At 71.5% G+C, this 16,548-nt stretch carries 15 protein-coding genes and 1 pseudogene; 3 read left to right on the plus strand and 13 right to left on the minus strand.

Annotation, left to right across the window (positions count from 1 at the left end; all coding sequences use genetic code 11):
* Positions 1–19: 19 nt before the first annotated feature.
* Genes ACFUJR_RS10920 through ACFUJR_RS10955 form a run of 8 tightly spaced genes read right to left on the minus strand, consistent with a single transcriptional unit; the run spans position 20 to position 8,054 of the window.
* The gene (locus ACFUJR_RS10920) at positions 20–1,438 is read right to left on the minus strand and encodes an NADH-quinone oxidoreductase subunit N (protein WP_383164802.1); all 1,419 of its coding nucleotides are present in this window, start codon (positions 1,436–1,438) and stop codon (positions 20–22) included.
* Positions 1,435–2,940: a NuoM family protein gene (locus ACFUJR_RS10925; RefSeq protein ID WP_383164805.1), complete on the minus strand. Its 1,506-nt coding sequence runs from the start codon at positions 2,938–2,940 to the stop codon at positions 1,435–1,437. The genes ACFUJR_RS10920 and ACFUJR_RS10925 overlap by 4 nt, the downstream gene beginning before the upstream one ends.
* A 3-nt stretch (positions 2,941–2,943) precedes the next feature.
* Positions 2,944–4,791, minus strand: a complete 1,848-nt coding sequence (locus tag ACFUJR_RS10930) for an NADH-quinone oxidoreductase subunit L (protein ID WP_383164808.1) — start codon at positions 4,789–4,791, stop codon at positions 2,944–2,946.
* Positions 4,788–5,093, minus strand: a complete 306-nt coding sequence (gene nuoK, locus ACFUJR_RS10935) for an NADH-quinone oxidoreductase subunit NuoK (protein ID WP_383164811.1) — start codon at positions 5,091–5,093, stop codon at positions 4,788–4,790. The genes ACFUJR_RS10930 and nuoK overlap by 4 nt, the downstream gene beginning before the upstream one ends.
* A complete protein-coding gene (locus ACFUJR_RS10940) occupies positions 5,090–5,650 on the minus strand; it encodes an NADH-quinone oxidoreductase subunit J (RefSeq protein ID WP_383164814.1) in 561 nt (186 codons plus the stop codon). The genes nuoK and ACFUJR_RS10940 overlap by 4 nt, the downstream gene beginning before the upstream one ends.
* 7 nt (positions 5,651–5,657) lie before the next feature.
* Positions 5,658–6,545: an NADH-quinone oxidoreductase subunit H gene (locus ACFUJR_RS10945; protein WP_383164817.1), complete on the minus strand. Its 888-nt coding sequence runs from the start codon at positions 6,543–6,545 to the stop codon at positions 5,658–5,660.
* Positions 6,538–7,707 (minus strand): hypothetical protein, encoded by a 1,170-nt coding sequence (locus ACFUJR_RS10950; RefSeq protein WP_383164820.1) that lies wholly within the window; start codon positions 7,705–7,707, stop codon positions 6,538–6,540. Before ACFUJR_RS10950 ends, ACFUJR_RS10945 begins: the two co-directional genes overlap by 8 nt.
* Complete coding sequence (locus ACFUJR_RS10955) at positions 7,698–8,054, minus strand: NADH-quinone oxidoreductase subunit A (RefSeq protein ID WP_383164822.1); 357 nt, start codon at positions 8,052–8,054, stop codon at positions 7,698–7,700. Before ACFUJR_RS10955 ends, ACFUJR_RS10950 begins: the two co-directional genes overlap by 10 nt.
* Before the next feature lie 389 nt (positions 8,055–8,443).
* Between ACFUJR_RS10955 and ACFUJR_RS10960 the strand changes: the two genes are divergently transcribed.
* Positions 8,444–9,730, plus strand: coding sequence for an aminotransferase class V-fold PLP-dependent enzyme (locus tag ACFUJR_RS10960; RefSeq protein ID WP_383164825.1), 1,287 nt, complete (start codon positions 8,444–8,446; stop codon positions 9,728–9,730).
* Between the two features lie 118 nt (positions 9,731–9,848).
* Here the strand turns inward: ACFUJR_RS10960 and ACFUJR_RS10965 are convergent, their stop codons facing one another.
* Together ACFUJR_RS10965 and ACFUJR_RS10970 are read right to left on the minus strand one after the other, a co-directional pair.
* Positions 9,849–10,751 carry a F510_1955 family glycosylhydrolase gene (locus ACFUJR_RS10965; RefSeq protein WP_383164828.1) on the minus strand — a complete coding sequence of 301 codons (903 nt, stop codon included), beginning with the start codon at positions 10,749–10,751 and terminating at the stop codon, positions 9,849–9,851.
* A 57-nt stretch (positions 10,752–10,808) separates the two neighbouring features.
* On the minus strand, positions 10,809–11,201 hold the full coding sequence (locus ACFUJR_RS10970; protein ID WP_383164831.1) for a hypothetical protein: 393 nt from the start codon (positions 11,199–11,201) through the stop codon (positions 10,809–10,811).
* A 336-nt stretch (positions 11,202–11,537) separates the two neighbouring features.
* Here ACFUJR_RS10970 and ACFUJR_RS10975 point away from each other — a divergent pair, with 336 nt between their 5' ends.
* Positions 11,538–12,296: a hypothetical protein gene (locus tag ACFUJR_RS10975; protein WP_383164834.1), complete on the plus strand. Its 759-nt coding sequence runs from the start codon at positions 11,538–11,540 to the stop codon at positions 12,294–12,296.
* Positions 12,297–12,365: 69 nt separating this feature from the next.
* Here ACFUJR_RS10975 and ACFUJR_RS10980 read toward each other — a convergent pair whose 3' ends face one another.
* The gene (locus tag ACFUJR_RS10980) at positions 12,366–12,668 is read right to left on the minus strand and encodes a hypothetical protein (protein WP_383164837.1); all 303 of its coding nucleotides are present in this window, start codon (positions 12,666–12,668) and stop codon (positions 12,366–12,368) included.
* Between the two features lie 61 nt (positions 12,669–12,729).
* Positions 12,730–14,253: a hopanoid C-3 methylase HpnR gene (gene hpnR / locus ACFUJR_RS10985; RefSeq protein WP_383164840.1), complete on the minus strand. Its 1,524-nt coding sequence runs from the start codon at positions 14,251–14,253 to the stop codon at positions 12,730–12,732.
* Positions 14,254–14,757: 504 nt separating this feature from the next.
* Here hpnR and ACFUJR_RS10990 point away from each other — a divergent pair.
* Positions 14,758–14,924, plus strand: a pseudogene (locus ACFUJR_RS10990) (dienelactone hydrolase family protein); the annotation flags it as partial.
* Positions 14,925–14,943: 19 nt separating this feature from the next.
* Here ACFUJR_RS10990 and ACFUJR_RS10995 read toward each other — a convergent pair.
* Positions 14,944–16,470, minus strand: a complete 1,527-nt coding sequence (locus tag ACFUJR_RS10995) for a beta-ketoacyl reductase (protein ID WP_383164843.1) — start codon at positions 16,468–16,470, stop codon at positions 14,944–14,946.
* Positions 16,471–16,548 lie beyond the last annotated feature (78 nt).

The following is a 16,548-nucleotide window of genomic DNA, read 5'->3' on the forward strand; positions in this document are numbered from 1 at the left end:
AGGGCTCGCGAGGTGGCCGCTACGTGGCGACGGAGCCGCTCAGGGCGGGGAGCACGGGCCCCGCGGCCAGGCCGAGTCCCACGGAGATGGTGGCGGCGACGTAGGCGACAGCGCGTGCCGGCCGGTCGCCGTGGGCGAGCTCGTCACCGCCGCCCCGGGACACCGAGGGCACGATCCAGCGCAGGTAGTAGAAGAGGGAGGCGACGGTGTTGACGGCGGCCAGCACCGCCAGCCACGTGTACCCGCCGTCGAACGCGGCGCTGAACACCTCCAGCTTGCCGACGAACACGGCGGTCGGCGGTGTGCCGACGAGGCCGAGCAGGCAGATGACGAGGCTCGCGGCGAGGAGTGGACGCAGGCGGGCGAGACCGCGGTAGTCGCCGATCCGGCGGGCCCGGGGGAGCGCGCACACCACGGCGAAGGCGCCCAGGTTCGTGACGGCGTACGCGGCCACGTAGTACAGCAGCGCCTCCTGGGCGAGGTCCGACCGGCCGACCACCGCGACGGGCAGCAGCAGGTAACCGACCTGGCTGATCGTCGAGTACGCGAGGAGCCGCTTCACGTCGTCCTGGAAGAAGGCGGCGAGATTTCCCAGGGTCATCGAGGCCGCGGACACCACGGAGATCACGGCCGGCCACGGCACGCCGCTGTCCGCGAGGACGGCATCGCCGAGCCGCAGCAGGGCCGCCAGTGCACCGGTCTTCGGGATGGTGGTCAGGAACGCGGCGACCGGCGCCGTACTGCCCTGGACCGCGTCCGGCACCCAGAAATGGGCGGGGACGGCGCCGACCTTGAACAGCACGCCGGCGAGCAGGCCGACGACCCCGGCAGCGACGAGCGCCTCCGGGGCCTCGGGCAGCGCGGGACCGAGGAGCGGATAGCCCGTGGCCCGCCCCGCCGCGTACAGCACGGTGATGCCGGCCAGCATGAGGACGCCGAGCAGCGCGCCGATCACGTAGTACTTGAGCGCCGCCTCCGTCCCCGGACCGTCCTTGCGGAAGCCGGCGAGCGTGTAGGCGGGGATGCTCGCGAGCAGGTAACCGGCGACGAGCAGCAGCAGGTCCTGGGTCCCGGCCATGACGAGCGCCCCGAGCGCGGAGAGCTGGAGCAGGACGTAGAACTCGCTCTCGCGCGGGTGGGCGTGGAACCGCCCGGCGCACAGGGTGAGAACGAGCAGAAGGCCGCCGAGGACGACGATGCGGGAGGTGCTCGTGACCGGGTCGACGGTGAACGCTTCGCCGAACGCGGTCAGATCGGGGAGCGTGGCTGCGACGGCCGCCGCCACGATCCCCGCGCATGCCGCCACCGCCGCGAGGAGCCCGACGAGCCACTGCCGGGAGCGCGGCAGCCAGGCGCCGATCAGGAGCCCGAGGACGGCCGATGCCGCGAGGAGCAGCTCGGGGAGGATGTCGAGCGGGTTCTCGTTCATGCCGTTCATCGGGCGAGCTGCTCCAGGACCGTACGCGCGGCCGGTTCGATGACGTCGAGGAGGAAGCGCGGCGCGATGCCCAGGACCACGGCGAGGACGAGGAGCGGGACGATGCCCGCGTACTCGTGGGCGCGCATGTCCGGGAACGCGCGCGGCGTGCCGGGCGCGTTCGGCAGTCGTAGCGGCCCCGTCAGGATCTTCTGCAGCGCGCGCAGGAACAGCCCGGCCGTGAGCAGGATGCCGAGTACGGACAGGGCGGTGGCCAGCGGCCGCGGCCCGAGCGCGCCGGTGAAGATCTGGAACTCCGCGATGAAACCGGAGAACCCGGGAAGCCCCAGAGACGCGAAGGCGGCCGCACCGGTCAGCGCGGCGAAGACGGGAGCGGTGGCGGCGAGACCGCCGTACGCGCCCATGTCGTGCGTCCGCCCGCGCTCGTACAGCACACCGGCGAGGAGGAAGAGCGCGCCGGTGATGAGGCCGTGGCTGACCATCTGGGTGACCGAGCCGGTGACGGCGAGGGAGCGTGCCTGGGCGGAGGTGTCGGCGGTCGCGGCGGCGGCGCCGACGGCCAGGACGATGTACCCCATGTGATTGACCGAGGTGTAGGCGATCATGCGCTTGAAGTCGGTCTGGGCGAGCGCCACCAGGGCCCCGTGGAGGACGGACAGGACTCCGATGACGACGAGGACGATCGCGTACCGCCGCCAGGCGTCCGGAAGCATGGGCATCGCGATGCGGAGGAACCCGTACGTCCCCATCTTCAGGAGCACTCCGGCGAGGATCGCGGAGCCGGCGGCCGGGGCCTCGGTGTGGGCGGGCGGCAGCCAGGTGTGGAACGGGATCGTGGGTGTCTTCACGGCGAGGCCGACGGTGACGGCGAGCAGTGCCAGTGCGGCGTAGGCGGACCGGTCGGCGAGGGGGTTCTGGCGGGTCAGGTCGACCATGTCGAACGTGTGGGGGGCGGCGGCCAGATAGAGGCCGATGAAGCCCAGCAGCAGGGCGAGCGATCCGATGAACGTGTAGAGGAAGAACTTCAGCGCCGCCCGCTTGGCGTCGCGGTGGCCCCATCCGGCGATGACGAAGTACATCGCCACGATCGACAGGTCGAAGAAGACGAAGAACAGGATCAGGTCGAGGGAGACGAACAGCCCCAGGCACGTGGTCTGGAGGAAGAGGAAGAGCGCGGCGAACTCACGGAAGAGGCGGTTCTCGCGGAGCGAGTACAGCGCGCAGGCGAGGAACAGCACACACGTGAGAGCAAGCAGCGGCAGGGACAGGCCGTCGACACCGATGTGATAGCCGACCCCGGCGCTGGGGATCCAGCGGGCCCGCACCTCCGACTGGATGCCTCCGCCCGTCTCGTGACCGGCCCACAGGGCCACGACCAGGCCGAGCTCGACGGCGGTGGTCGCCACCCAGACGACGCGCAGCACGTGTACGGGGGTACGGGAGGGCAGGGCGAACAGCAGGAGTGCGACCGCGGTCGGGGCGAAGACGAGGGCGGTGAGCAACGGTCACCTCACGAGGACGAGCACGAGGGCGAGGACGGAGAAGGCCGCGACGGCCTGGGCGAGGTACTGGTGCAGCTGGCCGGTCTGCGGGCGGCGGGCCCATCCGCCGAGCCGCCGGGCGGCTGTGGCGACACCCTCGACCATTCCGTCGACCGCCCGCTCGACGAACCGGTTCGTCCATCGGGCGCAGCCGACCGCGCCCTGGGCCGTCGCGTCCACGGCACGGTCGAGGACCCGGTCGTCGAAGACGGCGGCGGCGCGAGCCACCGCCAGCGTGGGGGAGACGAGCAGGACACGGGCGGCGCGCTCGAGGCCCAGCCACTCCCGGCCCAGCCATTTCGCTCGGAACGGCAGCGGAAGCGGGCGGCCGCCCCAGGCCCACGCCGCGGCGGCGGCCGAGAGCGCGAGAGCGCTGGACAGGGCGAACTCCCATGCATGTGGGCTCTGTTGACCGTCCAGGCCGAGATATCGGGTGAGCGCGTCGCGTACCGGCGGGAAAGCCACGGGCGTCAGCGCGACGCATGCGACGGCGAGCAGCGCGAGCGGGACGACGGCCCCAGCCGGAATCCGCCGTCCGCCGGTCGCACGCTGCTCCGGCCGGCCCCACACGAACCACAGGATCCTGACGCTGTAGACCGCGGAGAGCGCGGCGGCGGCGAGCCCCGCCGTATACAGCCACGGGCTGTCCTCCAGCGCTCCGGCGAGCAACACGTCCTTCGCCGCCCACAGGGAGAGCGGTGGCAACCCGGCCAGCGAAAGGGCGCCCACCGTGCAGAGCACACCGACCGCCCGGCGGGAACGGGCGGCCCCGCGCAGCGCGGGAAGGTGCTGCGTCCCCCACGCCGTGAGCCACGCGCCCGCCACGAGGAACAGCAGGCTCTTCGCGGTTGCGTGCGCCATCAACTGCAACGCCCCACCGGTGATCGCGCCGGTGCCGGCGGCGAGCACCATGAACCCGATCTGGGCGCACGTCGAGGCGGCGAGCAGCTGCTTGAAGTCGCTCTGTGCCACCGCGACCAGCCCGAGGGCGACCGCGGTCGCCGCACCCACCCACGCGGCCGCCTCCGCGCCCCAGCCGGAGGCATCCAGCAGCGGCCCCGCCCGTAGCAGCAGATACGCACCCGCGACCACCATCGCCGCCGAGTGCAACAGAGCCGAGACCGGGCTCGGACCCTGCATGGCCCGCGACAGCCAGAAGCTGAAGGGCAGCTGCGCGGACTTGCCGAGCGCCGCGACCAGGATCCCCGCCGTCACGAACGACAACCACGGTTCCCCGGCTCGCGCGAGCTCGTCGAGAGCGAGGGGGCCGGGCCCAGCCGCGAGGGCGGCGCCCGCGGCGAGGTACAGGCCGAGGTCGGCGGTACGGGTGGTCAGGAAGGCCGTGTCGGCCGCGGCGGTACGTTCCGGCTCCCGCCACCAGTAGCCGATCAGTGCCCACGACGTGGCGCCCATGACCTCCCAGCCCATGAGCAGCGTCGGCAGGGTGGCGGCGGTGACGGTGACGAGCATGCTTCCCGCGAAGACGAGCATCAGCCCGAAGAAGCGGCCCCGCGCCTCGTCGGTGCCGAACTCCGCCGCGCTGAAGAGGAGCACGGCGAGCGTGACCGCGGTGACCGTGACGACGAGGACGCCGGAGAGGCCGTCCACGGCGAGCCGGACGGGGAGACCTTCCAGCAGGGGAGCCTCGACGGCCGGATGCCGCAGTGAGGAGGTGACGGCGAGCCCCAGGGCCACTGACGAGACTGCCACGGCGAGCGAGGGCGCCCACCGGTCCGCCCGCCGTCCCGCCAGGGCGAGCAGCGTCCCGGCCCCCAGGGGCAGACCGATCAGCGACCACAGGAGAAGGCTCATTCCCTCAACTCCGCCGCCATGTCGGTCATGTCGACCTCGCGAGACCGGAACAGGGCGGTGACCACGGCGAAGCCGATCGCCATCTCCACCGCCATGGCCGTGATGGCCACCACGACCAGCACCTGCCCGTCGGCCGTGGCCGGAGCGACGTAGTGCCAGGCCGCGCCGGCGGCCAGGATCACCCCGCCCAGCATCAGCTCCAGGCCCATCATCAGCATGACGATCGACTGCTGCGTCAGGGCGCCGAACAGCCCGACACAGAACAGCGCGGCAGCGGCGATCAGGTACAGCTCCAGATTCACCGGCCCACCCCGCCGCGCACCGGGTCGTCGGCCCGGGCCGCCCTGAGATCGTCACCGAAGCGGTCGTACCTGCCGCGCCGGGTGGAGAGAACGACGGTCGCGACGATCGTCGCGAACAGCGCCATGCCCAGCGTCATCATGGTGAGCATCTGCGGCCCCATCAGGGACATGCCGAGGTCCATGGTCGGGTCCGCCGGGGCCCGGCCGCGTCGGCGCGGCCAGGGGACGAGGAGGATGCCGGCGACGAGCAACGCGAACGACACGGCGCAGATCACCGCCGCTCCCCGCTTGTTGTGGATCATCGTCATCGGCATGAGCCCGGCCGGGTTCATCATGAACATGATCATGAAGACGGCCATGATGGCCATCTCGATCGTCATCATCAGCACGGTGACGATGCCGAGGTAGTCGAGCCCGAGCACGATCAGTTCCCCGCCCACACAGAGCAGGGAGGTGAGCAGCGAGAACGTGGCGCGCGCCATCGAGTCGAAGCGGAACACCATGATGCCGCTCGCCACGGCGAGAACCGCGAGCACCCAGAACGCCGTCGTCGTCATCGCTTCCTCACCGTCCGAGCACCACCACGGCCACGACCAGGGCCTGCGCCACGGCCAGAGGCGTCAGGACCACCCAGGCCAACTCCACGTAACGCTCCATGCGTACGGTCGGGACCCGGCGCCGCGCCCACACGACGAACCCGAGCACGGCAGCCGTCTTGACCGCCGTCCACGCCCAGCCCGGCAGGAGCGGGCCATGCCCGCCGCCCAGGAACAGTGGTACGGAGAAGGCGGCGGCCACGACGAGCAACAGCCACCGCCCGCCGAGGAACACCAGCCGGTCCACCCCGGACAGTTCGGCCGCCGCGCCGCCCGCCGTGTCCGTCCCGACGGGCTGGTCGAAGGGCCCCCAGAAGGCCATGGCGAGCGCGCTCAGCAGGTAGATCCCGAACGCCGCCGGCATCCACACGGCGAACCAGAGCCCGGCCTGGGCGTCCACCACCGCGCCCACCCGCAACGACTCCGCGCCGAGCGCCGCCGTCGTGATCGCCAGCATGTGCGGCAGTTCGTACGCCAGGCCCTGAGCGAGGAAGCGGTACCCGCCGACCAGCGACAGGGTCGAGTTCGGCCCCCAGCCCGCCAGCCACACGGCCGCCCACGCCAGCGCCTCCATGGCGTTGAACCACACGATCCCGTCGGGAAGATCGGACACCGATCGGAAACCGAAGGGGAGGACGACAGCGGCGAGCACGGCGGCGACCGCGAGCAGTGTCGTCCCCAGCCGTACGAGAGGGATATCGGCCGCCCTCGTGACCCGCCGCTGTTGCACCAGCAGCCGCAGTACCTCACGGCCCGGCGCGGCCGACCTCGCATCGACGCTCGCCACGCCCGTCGCGACGAGCGCGAGCACGACGGGCAGGACGAGCACCGCCCACAGCGGAGCCGGTTCAGCCATGCGCACGTCCTCCCGGTGTGTGCTGCGGGGCCAGCTCGTCGAGATCGGGGTCGAGGCTCGCGACGATGAGCCGAGCGCAGGCGAACTCGGTGCCTTCGAGCAGCGCGGGAAGAGCGTCGAGCAGCGCCCGGGACGCCGGTGCCTCCGGGGCGACGCGCCCTCGGGGACCGATCAGAGGGTGGGTGGCGAGCGGGGTGCCGCCGTCGATCTCGTCGAGGGCGTGCTCGATCTCGTCCAGCCAGGTGATCAGTCTGCTGTGCACGTCCCTTCCGGACGACCTCCCGGAGAGCTCGCCGACACCCGCCGTCAGCCGGCGCAGAGTCCACGACCTCCGCAGGCGTCGGGCCAAAGGGCGGACGAGCGGCCGCAGTTCGTCGCCGCGCGCGTCACCGAGCGTCCGGTCGCGCGCGTGGCGCGCCCGGGTCGCCGCATCGCTCCAGCCGGCCACACCGAGGAACCTGCCGAGGCTGTCGAGGTGGGCCGCGCACCGCCGCCGGGCAGCCTCGCCGACCGTCACCGACTCCCCGGACACCGCCCTGAGCCACGGTTCGCTCCAGAAGGCCGGCCGGTCGGCGGTGGGCACGGACATCAGGTCGACCTCGGCGCGTTGCACCACGTCCCCCTGGAGCTCCAGGCGCAGCACGAGTCCAGCGGGCCAGTCCGGCAGCGCGGGCCCGAGCGGCACATGCAACCGGTCGAGCCTCAAGCCGTCCCGGTCATCGGCCCTTTCTGCCATGGGGAGACCGGCCACCACCCCCGTGTGATGACCGTTGTGGCCGTGGTCCACGCCGCCGTGGTGGCCACGACCGGGCGCGGCCGCCCTCTCGTGACGAGGGGCAGGGCGCGCGGCCGGCGCCAGGAGCATGCGCTGCCCGCGGTCCAGCGCACGCGCCGCGTGCTCGGCATCCGTCACGGTCACACGCGCCTTCGGAGCAGGTACGCCTGTCCACACCCGTTCGGCCCAGTCGTCATCCCGTACGGGAAGGGGGGCGCCTGCGAAGACGACCAGGTCCGCCGCGGCGGGCCCGGTGGCCCGCGGCCACCCCCTGCGTCCGAGTTCGGCCTCGACGGCCAGGCGCTCGCGCGTCGCGCCCGGACTCGTGGCGAGCAGAACGGCCGGTCGGGCCAGCGCCACCTTGGTGAAGCGCGCCCTCAGGCCCACCGGAACGCCCCCTCGCGCCAGGCGTAACCGACTCCGGCGAGCAGCACGCCGAGGAAGAGGAACATCTCGACGACCGCCGGGGTGCCGACCTCCGGGACGACCTTCGTCCACGGATACATGAAGAGCATTTCCATGTCGAACGCGAGGAAGATCATCGTGACGGGGTACCAGCGCACGTGGAACCGGGAGACCGGGTGCTCCCGTGGCTCGAGCCCGCCGCTGAACGGACCCGTGTGCAGCGGCTCCGGGACGGCGCGGGCGGTGGCCCCGAGGCAGTGGAGCAGGAAGACACCCGCCACGACGACCGCGAGCAGCAATGCGACCGGCTCCCAGGCTGCGGCTTCCACGTGATCCCCTTCCCGGCGGGCCGACCGCTACGGGCTGCCATCGGCAGGCAGCATCTCAGCGAGCACGCCATGACAAGGGGTGCAACACGGGGCAGAAGGTGACTTTCTCTCCTCGGGCGGGCGTCTGTGCTTGGCGGGCGCGAGGTCCAGGGCCTGGCCGGACACGCGGGGCCGTCAGGCGCGTCGGATCGCGTGCACCTGCGAGGGCGCGAGGGCGCGATGACGGCAGGGGCCGCGGCCGGTGGTCCTGCGATGGACGACACGGACAGAGGGCGTTCGGGTGATCGTGCTGTCGGCACCCGCGGCGACCTCGCGTAACCTCGTCACCAGAAGGGCACCGACGGTTATTCCGCCACCGCTTCGCCGGTCGCGGTGCGAAGGGGTGCTGGATGTCGATGACGAGTCGGCGCGATCTGCTGGCGAGATCCGCGGGAGCGGTGGCGGTCGCCTTCGTTCCCGGCTCCGGCGTGGCAAGGCTGTCCACACCACAGGAGCTGCCGGTCACCACGCCCGATGGGCGCGTGGACTGGGACGCCTTGCGGGCGCAGTTCCGTCTGGAGCCGGGATGGGCGAACCTCGCGCTGTTCTACCTGGCCTCGCACCCGAAAGTGGTACGTGATGCGGTGGATCATCTGAGTGCGCAGGTCGACGCCAACCCTCTGTCGGTGCCCACGGGGATGGCGCTGCCGGACGGTCCGACCGGATGGCCTCGGGTACGCCAGGCGCTCGCGACCTATCTGGGAGGCCGGGCCGAGGACGTCGCGATGACGGCGAGCACGAGTATCGGGCTGGGTGTCGTCTACAACGGCGTGGTGACCCGTCCGGGACAGGAGTTCCTGCTGACGGAGCACGACCACATCTCGCATCGCACCGCCGCCCGGTTGGCCGCCGAAAAGCATGGCAACAGGGTGCGGCTGGTCTCCTGGTTCGCCGATCCGGCCACCGCGACGGCGGACGGCATCGCAGCGGCGGTCGGGGAGGCGATCCGCCCGAGCACCAGAGTCGTGGGGATCACCTGGGTGCAGTCCAGCACGGGGCTTCGGATGCCGGTGCGTGCGGTGGCCGAGGTGGTTCGCCGGGCCAACGAAGGACGCGGTCCTGCCGACCGGTGCCTGCTGGTCGTCGACGGCGTGCACGGGCTGGCGGCAGTCGACGAGGATGCCGCCGGCCTGGGCGCGGACGTGGTGGTCGCCGGAACGCACAAATGGCTGTTCGGTCCAAGGGGCACGGGGCTGGTCTGGGTGGCGCCGGACGTCCTCGATCAGCTGCGGCCCACGTTCGTGAGCTTCATCAGCGGCGGGGGAGCAGCGCCCCTGTCGCCCGGCGGGTTTCTGGCGTTCGAGCATGCCTTCGCCCTGCCCGTGGCGGTGGGGCTGCACGAGCAGCTGGGCCGAGCGCGCGTCGCCACCCGCATCACACAGCTGTCGACCCGCGTGAAACAGGGACTGAGCCGTATCCGCGGCGTCACCGTGCACACCCCTGCCGACCCGGAACTGTCAGCGGGCATCACCTGTTTCAGCGTGGCAGGCCACACCCATCAGCAGGTCGTCGAACATGCCGCCGCCGCCCGCGTGCGACTGTCCACCCTGACCTACACCCGCATCGGCACCGCCGTCATCAACACCCCGGCAGAGATCGACACCGCACTCGACAGCCTGGCGGATCTCACCCGCTGAAGGCCGTTCCGGGCTTCCCCGGGCTTCCCCGGGCTTCCCCGGGCTTCCCCGGGGCGTTCGGCGCGGGGGTCAGGTCGGCCCGCCGACGACCGCCGGGCCGCCCGATGCATCGCCGACGTCAGTGGTGATCGCCGTTTGCCACAGAGAGGCGCTTGGTGAAGGTCCTCCCCGCGTCTCGGGACTCGTAGATCCCGTCCTGGGTAGCCGCGAGGATGTGCCGCTCGTCGACGGCGGTCAGGGCCTGGGGCTGTCCTCCGGGCACCGTAGCCGTCTTCTTCCAGGTGGCGCCGCCGTCCGGACTGATGCTCAGAGCGCCGGTGAAGTCGATACCGAACAACGCGCCCGGCGATCCCCAGGACAGGTACTCCATCCCCGCCCCCTCGCCGGAGCCGAAGGACGCACCTCCGTCCGTGCTCCGTGCGACGCCCTCCGCCGTGGTGGCGACGACCTGGTTCGGGTCCTCTGGGTTGACTGCGAAGTCAAGGGCCTGCAACTGGGCACGGCTTTGCCAGCTCGTGCCGTCCTTGCTCACACGCAGCAGGCCGCGTGTGCTGTCGTATCCGTAGATGACGCCCTTTGCGTGGTCCAGGCTGTGGAAGTCCGCCTCGCCCTTGAGTGAGGCACTCGTCCACGACCTTCCGGCATCGGTGCTCTTGATCAACCCGTGGTCGGCCGGCTGATCGCTGCCGGGGGCCGGGTGGCCGCTGGCGAGGAAGGTCTTGGCACCGGCCACGGTGAAGCCCATGAAGTCGTCCCTGCTGTCCCCGACGAGCTGCGGGCTTCCCGTGTCGTCCGGGGTGAAGATTCCCTCGTGGGTGGCTACGTAGAGCCTGCCGTTCTCCGGGTCGACTCCCAGTCCGTGGATGTGGCTGTGCAGGGCCGGGGCCGGCTTGGCGCCGTCACTCCCGGCAGCGGTGCCGTCGGGGGCGGTGCCGTCGCCACATGCGGCAAGGAAGAGGGCACCCGCCGCGACGGAGCCCACGGCGAAGGGGCGGCGGAAAGGATTCATGAAGGCAGGCATGCGTGATTCACCTCGTGTGTCGGTCGTACGGGGGCGCTGTCGGAAGTGCGCGACGGTCTATACCCGTAGGACCGGCAGCCGGGCCGGATGGGGTTCTCGCGACAGTGGGGCGGGCGGAAGCTCTTCGGCCGACGTCGCCCCGCCCGGGGGTGACCAGTCGGGGTGACGGGTGAGCGGAGGCCGAAGCGGCGAAGCGGTCGCCGAGGCGCTGATCACCCCGACGCACATGGAGGCTGTGTCCGTTCCGCTGGAAGCGGTGGTGAGAGCCGCCGAGTAGACGTTCTGGGCGGAGATCCGCACGGAGCCGTCACTCGTGGGTACTTCGTGGGAGTGTCCCGCGCTGTGCGAGGCGGCGGACATGCCGTGGACCGGCGAACCGTCCGCGTGGCCGACGGTGTGCATGGCGAACACGGCGAATGCGAGCAGTCCGACGAGCAGGAGATGCCTCACGACACCGCCTGGGCGTACATCGACGCTCGCGTTCACCTTCGACCTCCGCGCGGGACACTATCAACCGCCGCAGGGCGTCATCCGTCGTGAGACCCACCACGAACCCTGCCGGCCCGGAGGAGGTGCTGATCGTGGACGACATCGGTCTCCTGAAGAAGGGCCCCCGTGCGCCTGAGGGTGTCCGCTCCGTGAGCGGACAACGGGGGCCGTTCGGGGCACCGGAGTGACCGGACAGGCCCTGGACGGATTCCCGCGCCCGAACGAGGCTGGAAGCGACGGATCCGCGACCGCCGGACAGGTCGGTCGCGGTACGAACGGCCCGGGAAGGTGATGATCATGCCCGGCAGGAACAGGTGGGCCGCCGTAGCGGTGGCGGCCTTGGCGCTGGCCGGCATGCCGGCCGCCGGAACCGCCGCATACGCCGGTACGTCCGGCAGCGCCTCTCCCCACCCGGCCGCGGCATCCAGCCCCTCCGGCAGCGACTGCTGGCGATCGGACACGTCGGGTGACGACTGGGACGACTGGGACTCGTGGGGCCCCGGCACCGGGCGCGGGATGATGGGCGACGACTGCTCGTGGGGCCGCGGCATGATGGGCGGGGACTACTGGCAGCGCGGCGACGGCACCCCGGTGCAGACCCTGGCCCAGGCCCGACAGCGGGCCGATGCCTTCGCCGACCGGCTCGACCTGCGGGTCGGCGAGGTCATGCAGTTCTCGAAGAACTTCTACGCCGAGTTGGAGACCCCCTCCGGTGAGCCGGCCACCGAGATCCTCGTCGACCCGGCCGACGGTGACACCGGGATCGAGTACGGCCCGGCGATGATGTGGAACACCGACTACGGCATGCACCACCGCGACCAGGAAAAGGAGCAGACCGGGATCTCTCCCGACCAGGCCCAGAACCGCGCCCAGCGTTGGCTCGATCACCGGGACGGCGGCTTGACTGCCGGGGAGGCCGACGCATACCCGGGCTACTACACCCTGCACACCCTGCGCTCCGGAAAGATCACCGGCATGCTGTCCGTCAACGTCTTCACCGGCGCCGTATGGGACCACACCTGGCACGGCACCTACATCGCCACCGACGAACGCTGACGGACGACGGGAACCGCGCCGCGCCGCTGACGCCTCGGGCGGGGACGCCCGGTGCCGGCCCCGCACCCTTCACCGCCTCTCGGCAGTGCGGGGAGGCCGGCGGACGGCGTCGTGAGCCCGCTCGGTGATCACCGGCTCACCCCTTCTGACCGCCGTCTGCGTCAGGAGCGCCGTGGGTGGCCGGCTTTCCTCGGTCGCGGCCGTCTGCGAGCCGGTCTGGCTCCATGCGGCGCGCTGTACTGGCTCCGGCAGTTCGTCCGGGTCGGCGCTCGCGTCGCGGGGCTCGTCGGGCCAGCCCTCGAAGACGGCGGCTGCCCAGGCGGCCCACTCGGCGACCAGTCGGTAGTCGTCCGTGATCCGCGGCAGCGCCACGTGTTCTCTCGTCGCCGGGCCGGAGCGTGACAGGACTTCGTCGGTCGGCCGGTGAGCGGGGCTATTCGGTGGCTTCCTCCGCAGGCGCCACCGGATTCGCGGAGCCCCGCGCGTTGCGCTTGTCGGGCCGAGTGTGGACGTACAGCTGGCGGCGGTCCTCGACCGCCATATGACGGGGCAGCGGCAGCTCGTACCGCACGGGCCGGGCGTGGTCGTTCAGCTGGCGTTGCGGGTTGTAGACGCTGTTGAAGCGCCACAGCATCCGGGCGAAGTTCGTCTGACCGCGGGCAAGGTTCGCGGCGAGGATACGGGCGGCGTCGATCGCGGTCCGCACCCCCAGGTGCTTGCGATTGATCACCGACTGGGTGCGGACCAGCTCTTTGTAGAACTCGTCCAGGGGCAGCGCGGTGGGCACCACGGCGTGCTGGATGTCGAAGAGCCGGTAGTCGCGGGTGGTCAGCTTGCGTGCCTCCGTGTGCCAGATCTCCGTGCCCGGGTAGGGCGTCATGACGGTCAGATGCACGATCTCCGGTACAGCCAGGGCGAACTCCCGCACTGTGCGGAACCGTTCCCTGTCCCAGCCCGGGTCGACGATCAGGTTGATGGCGACGGTGATGCCCAGCTTCCGGGCGACCTCGAGGGCGCGGAAGTTGTCGTCCGGGCTGATGCGCTTGCGGTACAGATCGAGGCCCTCGGCGTCGATCGCCTCCATGCCGAGGAACATGTATCTCAGCCCCAGCCTCGCCCAACGTTCGAAGATCTCGGTGTTGCGCAGCAGGACGTCCGACCGGGTCTCCAGGTAGTACCTCTTGCGGATCCGGCGGCGGTCCAACTCCGAGGCGATCGCGTCTCCGTGCTCCGGCCGGATGAAGGCCACGTCATCGACGATGAATACGTTGCGCTCACGGATGCTCGCCATCTCCTCCGCCGCGGCCTGTGGGGAGGCCTTGCGGTAGCTGCGCCCGTAGAAGGTCCACGCGGAGCAGAAGGAGCAGTCCCAGGGGCAGCCACGTGTGAATTCGATCGAGGCGCACGGATCGAGCTCGCCGATGAAATAGCGGCGCCGGTGGCGCAGCAGGTCCCTGGCGGGTCGCGGGGAGTCGATGCTGTGCAGCATCTCGGGCGCGGGGCCCCGGCCGTCCACGGTCACGACGCCGGGTACGGACGAGACGCCGCCGTCACGTGCCGCCGTCAGCAGCGGGCCCACCGCGGTCTCCCCCTCACCGCGAGCGATCGCGTCGACAGCGCCGTCGGCCTGCTGGAGCACGTCGTCGGCGACGAACGACACACTGTGACCTCCGAAGAACACGAAGACGCCGGGAAGCATTCGTTTGGCCCGCTGTGCGATCTCGATCGCCTCGGGAATGTTGGCCAGGTAGTTCAGCGAGACGCCGATCGCCTCCGGTCTGAACGTCGCCAGTTCGCGTTCGAGCGCGGTGTGCGATTCCGTCTGGAGATCGATCAGACGCACCTCGTGGCCCGCCTCCCGGGCGGCCCCCGCCACGCGTTCCAGTCCCAGCGGCTCGAGCCGGAGGAAGATCTCCGAGTACATGAGAGCACTCGGATGGATCAGGAGCAGACGCATGGCGGGACCTCCAGAGCAGACGGCGTGACGAGGCCGGGGCTGCGGCGGGTGTGAGCGGACAGGGGTGACGGCTCGTCCTCGGCCTGGAGAGAGGAACGACGACCGTCGGCGCCTCCGGTGAGTACGCCGGACGAGGGGGCCCGAGCCGCGACCGGTCGGCCTCGAAGGGCCGCCAGGTACCGGTAAACCGTGCGTCAGCGCGGTGAGGCGGTGAGGCGCCGACACGCCGCCGAGGCGTGAATCCTCCGGATGGCGCAGGAGAACCGAGGGCCGGTCGGCTCACCACGGCTCAGCCCAGACGGGTGGCGAGACGGTGGGAGAGTGCCGGGGCGCGTCCCTGGAACCGGGCCAGCAGCAGCCAGGCGGGCACGTGGATCTCGGCGCCGGTGGATCACCGCCTCGCGCAGGGTCTCCGCCAGACGCGCGGCGGACTCCGGACGGGGCAGGGAGTGACCGGCTGCACTCGGGGAGCGTCGGTGGGCGCTGCCAGGCTCCGGCGGGCACCAGCTGGGATACGTGGCGCCGGCCTTCGACCTCCACGGCGGGCGCTATGGGGGCGACCCTGAGGAGATGTCGGCTCGTTGCGCGCCGCTGCTCGCCGACCCCGACCGGACGCGAGGCATCGGCCAGCGGCGCTCGACGTGCTCCGCGCCGAGCCGCGGACCGGCCCACTGACATTGATGCTGATACTCAGGTCCCGGTGGTCGTGGCTCTGCCACTGACTGACGCCCTGCTGGGCTGTCTTCCCGCTGTTCTGCCCGGCCGCCGGGACCGGAGGGGTTCCAGCGCGGGTGTCGCCGACATCGCGCCGGGTTCCGGCTGCGGGCTGATCAGAGTGGTCAGGTGGCGGGCGAGGGCCTGGGGGTTGGGGTGGTCGAAGACGAGGGTGGTGGGCAGACGCAGACCGGTGGCCGTGTTGAGCCTGTTGCGGAGTTCGACCGCGGTCAGCGAGTCGAAGCCGAGGTCCTGGAAGGACTTCTCGGGATCGACGGTGGTCTGGGGGCCGTGGCCCAGGACATCGGCGATGTGGGTGTGGATCAGGTCGGCGAGCGCCTGTTCGCGCGCCACGGGGTCGAGTGTGGTGAGGCGCTGCGGCAGGTCGGTCGTCTGTTGCGCGGCACCGGCGGTCCTGCGCCGGCGGGGGGTGGGCGTCAGACCGCGGAGCAGCGGGTGGGTCTGGTCGGCCTTGCGGCGCAGCGCCGCGGCGTCGACGCCGGTGGCGGCGAGCAGCGGCTGTCCGCCGGCCATGGCCGCGTCGAACAGGGTCATGGCGTGATCGGTGGGCAGCGGGGTGAGGCCCAGGCCGGCGAGGCGGCGCAGGTCGTTGTCGTCGAGCGCCCCGCTGATGGTGCTCGACTCCTCCCACAGCCCCCAGGCGAGGGAGGTGCCGGGCAGCCCCTGCGCCTGGCGGTGCGCGGCGAGTGCGCCGAGGAAGGTGTTGCCCGCGGCGTAGTTGGCCTGGCCGGCGTTTCCGATCAGCCCGGCGATGGATGAGTACATGACGAACGCGGTCAGATCGGTGCCACGGGTGAGTTCATGGAGGTTCCACGCGGCGTCGATCTTCGGGCGGACGACGGCGTCGAGCCGCTCGGGGGTGAGCCTGCCGATGACGGTGTCGTCGAGCACGCCCGCCGTGTGGACGACGGCCCGTAGGGGTGTGCTGAGTGTGGCGAGCGTACGGGCCAGTGCCTGGCGGTCGGCCGCGTCGCACGCCGCGAACGTGACCGTGGCACCCAGTTCCTCCAGTTCGCCCCGGAGTTCGGCGGCGCCCGGGGCCCGCTCGCCGCGTCGGCTGAGCAGCAGCAGGGTGCGGGCCCGGTGCTCGGTGACCAGGTGCCTGGCCAGGATCCGGCCGAGGGTGCCCGTCGCGCCCGTGATCAGGACGGTTCCGTCCTCCCAGCGCCCGGGTCCCTCCTCCGACACGGCTCCGGCGTCATCGGACATGGGCGTGGGCGCGGACGGGGACGTGGGTGCGGACGTGGACGTGGACGTGGACGTGGACGTGGACGTGGGCGCGGGTGCGGGCGTACGGGTGAGGAGGGGCGTGCGGATCCGTCCGGCGCGCAGAGCGGCCTGCTGCTCCCCGGTGCCGACCGCCCGGGACACCAGCCGGGTGTGCGCCGGGTCCTCGGGAAGGAGGTCGGTGTCGACCAGGACGATCCGCCCCGGGTTCTCGGTCTGTGCCACGCGCAGCAGACCCCAGAGCGCCGCGTGCACCAGACTTGAGGTACTCGCGGAGTGTGTCCTCGTCCGCCATGATGCTCAGCTCCCCGGTGTGATGTTCTCGTGCTCCCT

It is taken from the genome of Streptomyces sp. NPDC057271, assembly GCF_042668715.1.
Lineage (GTDB): Bacteria > Actinomycetota > Actinomycetes > Streptomycetales > Streptomycetaceae > Streptomyces.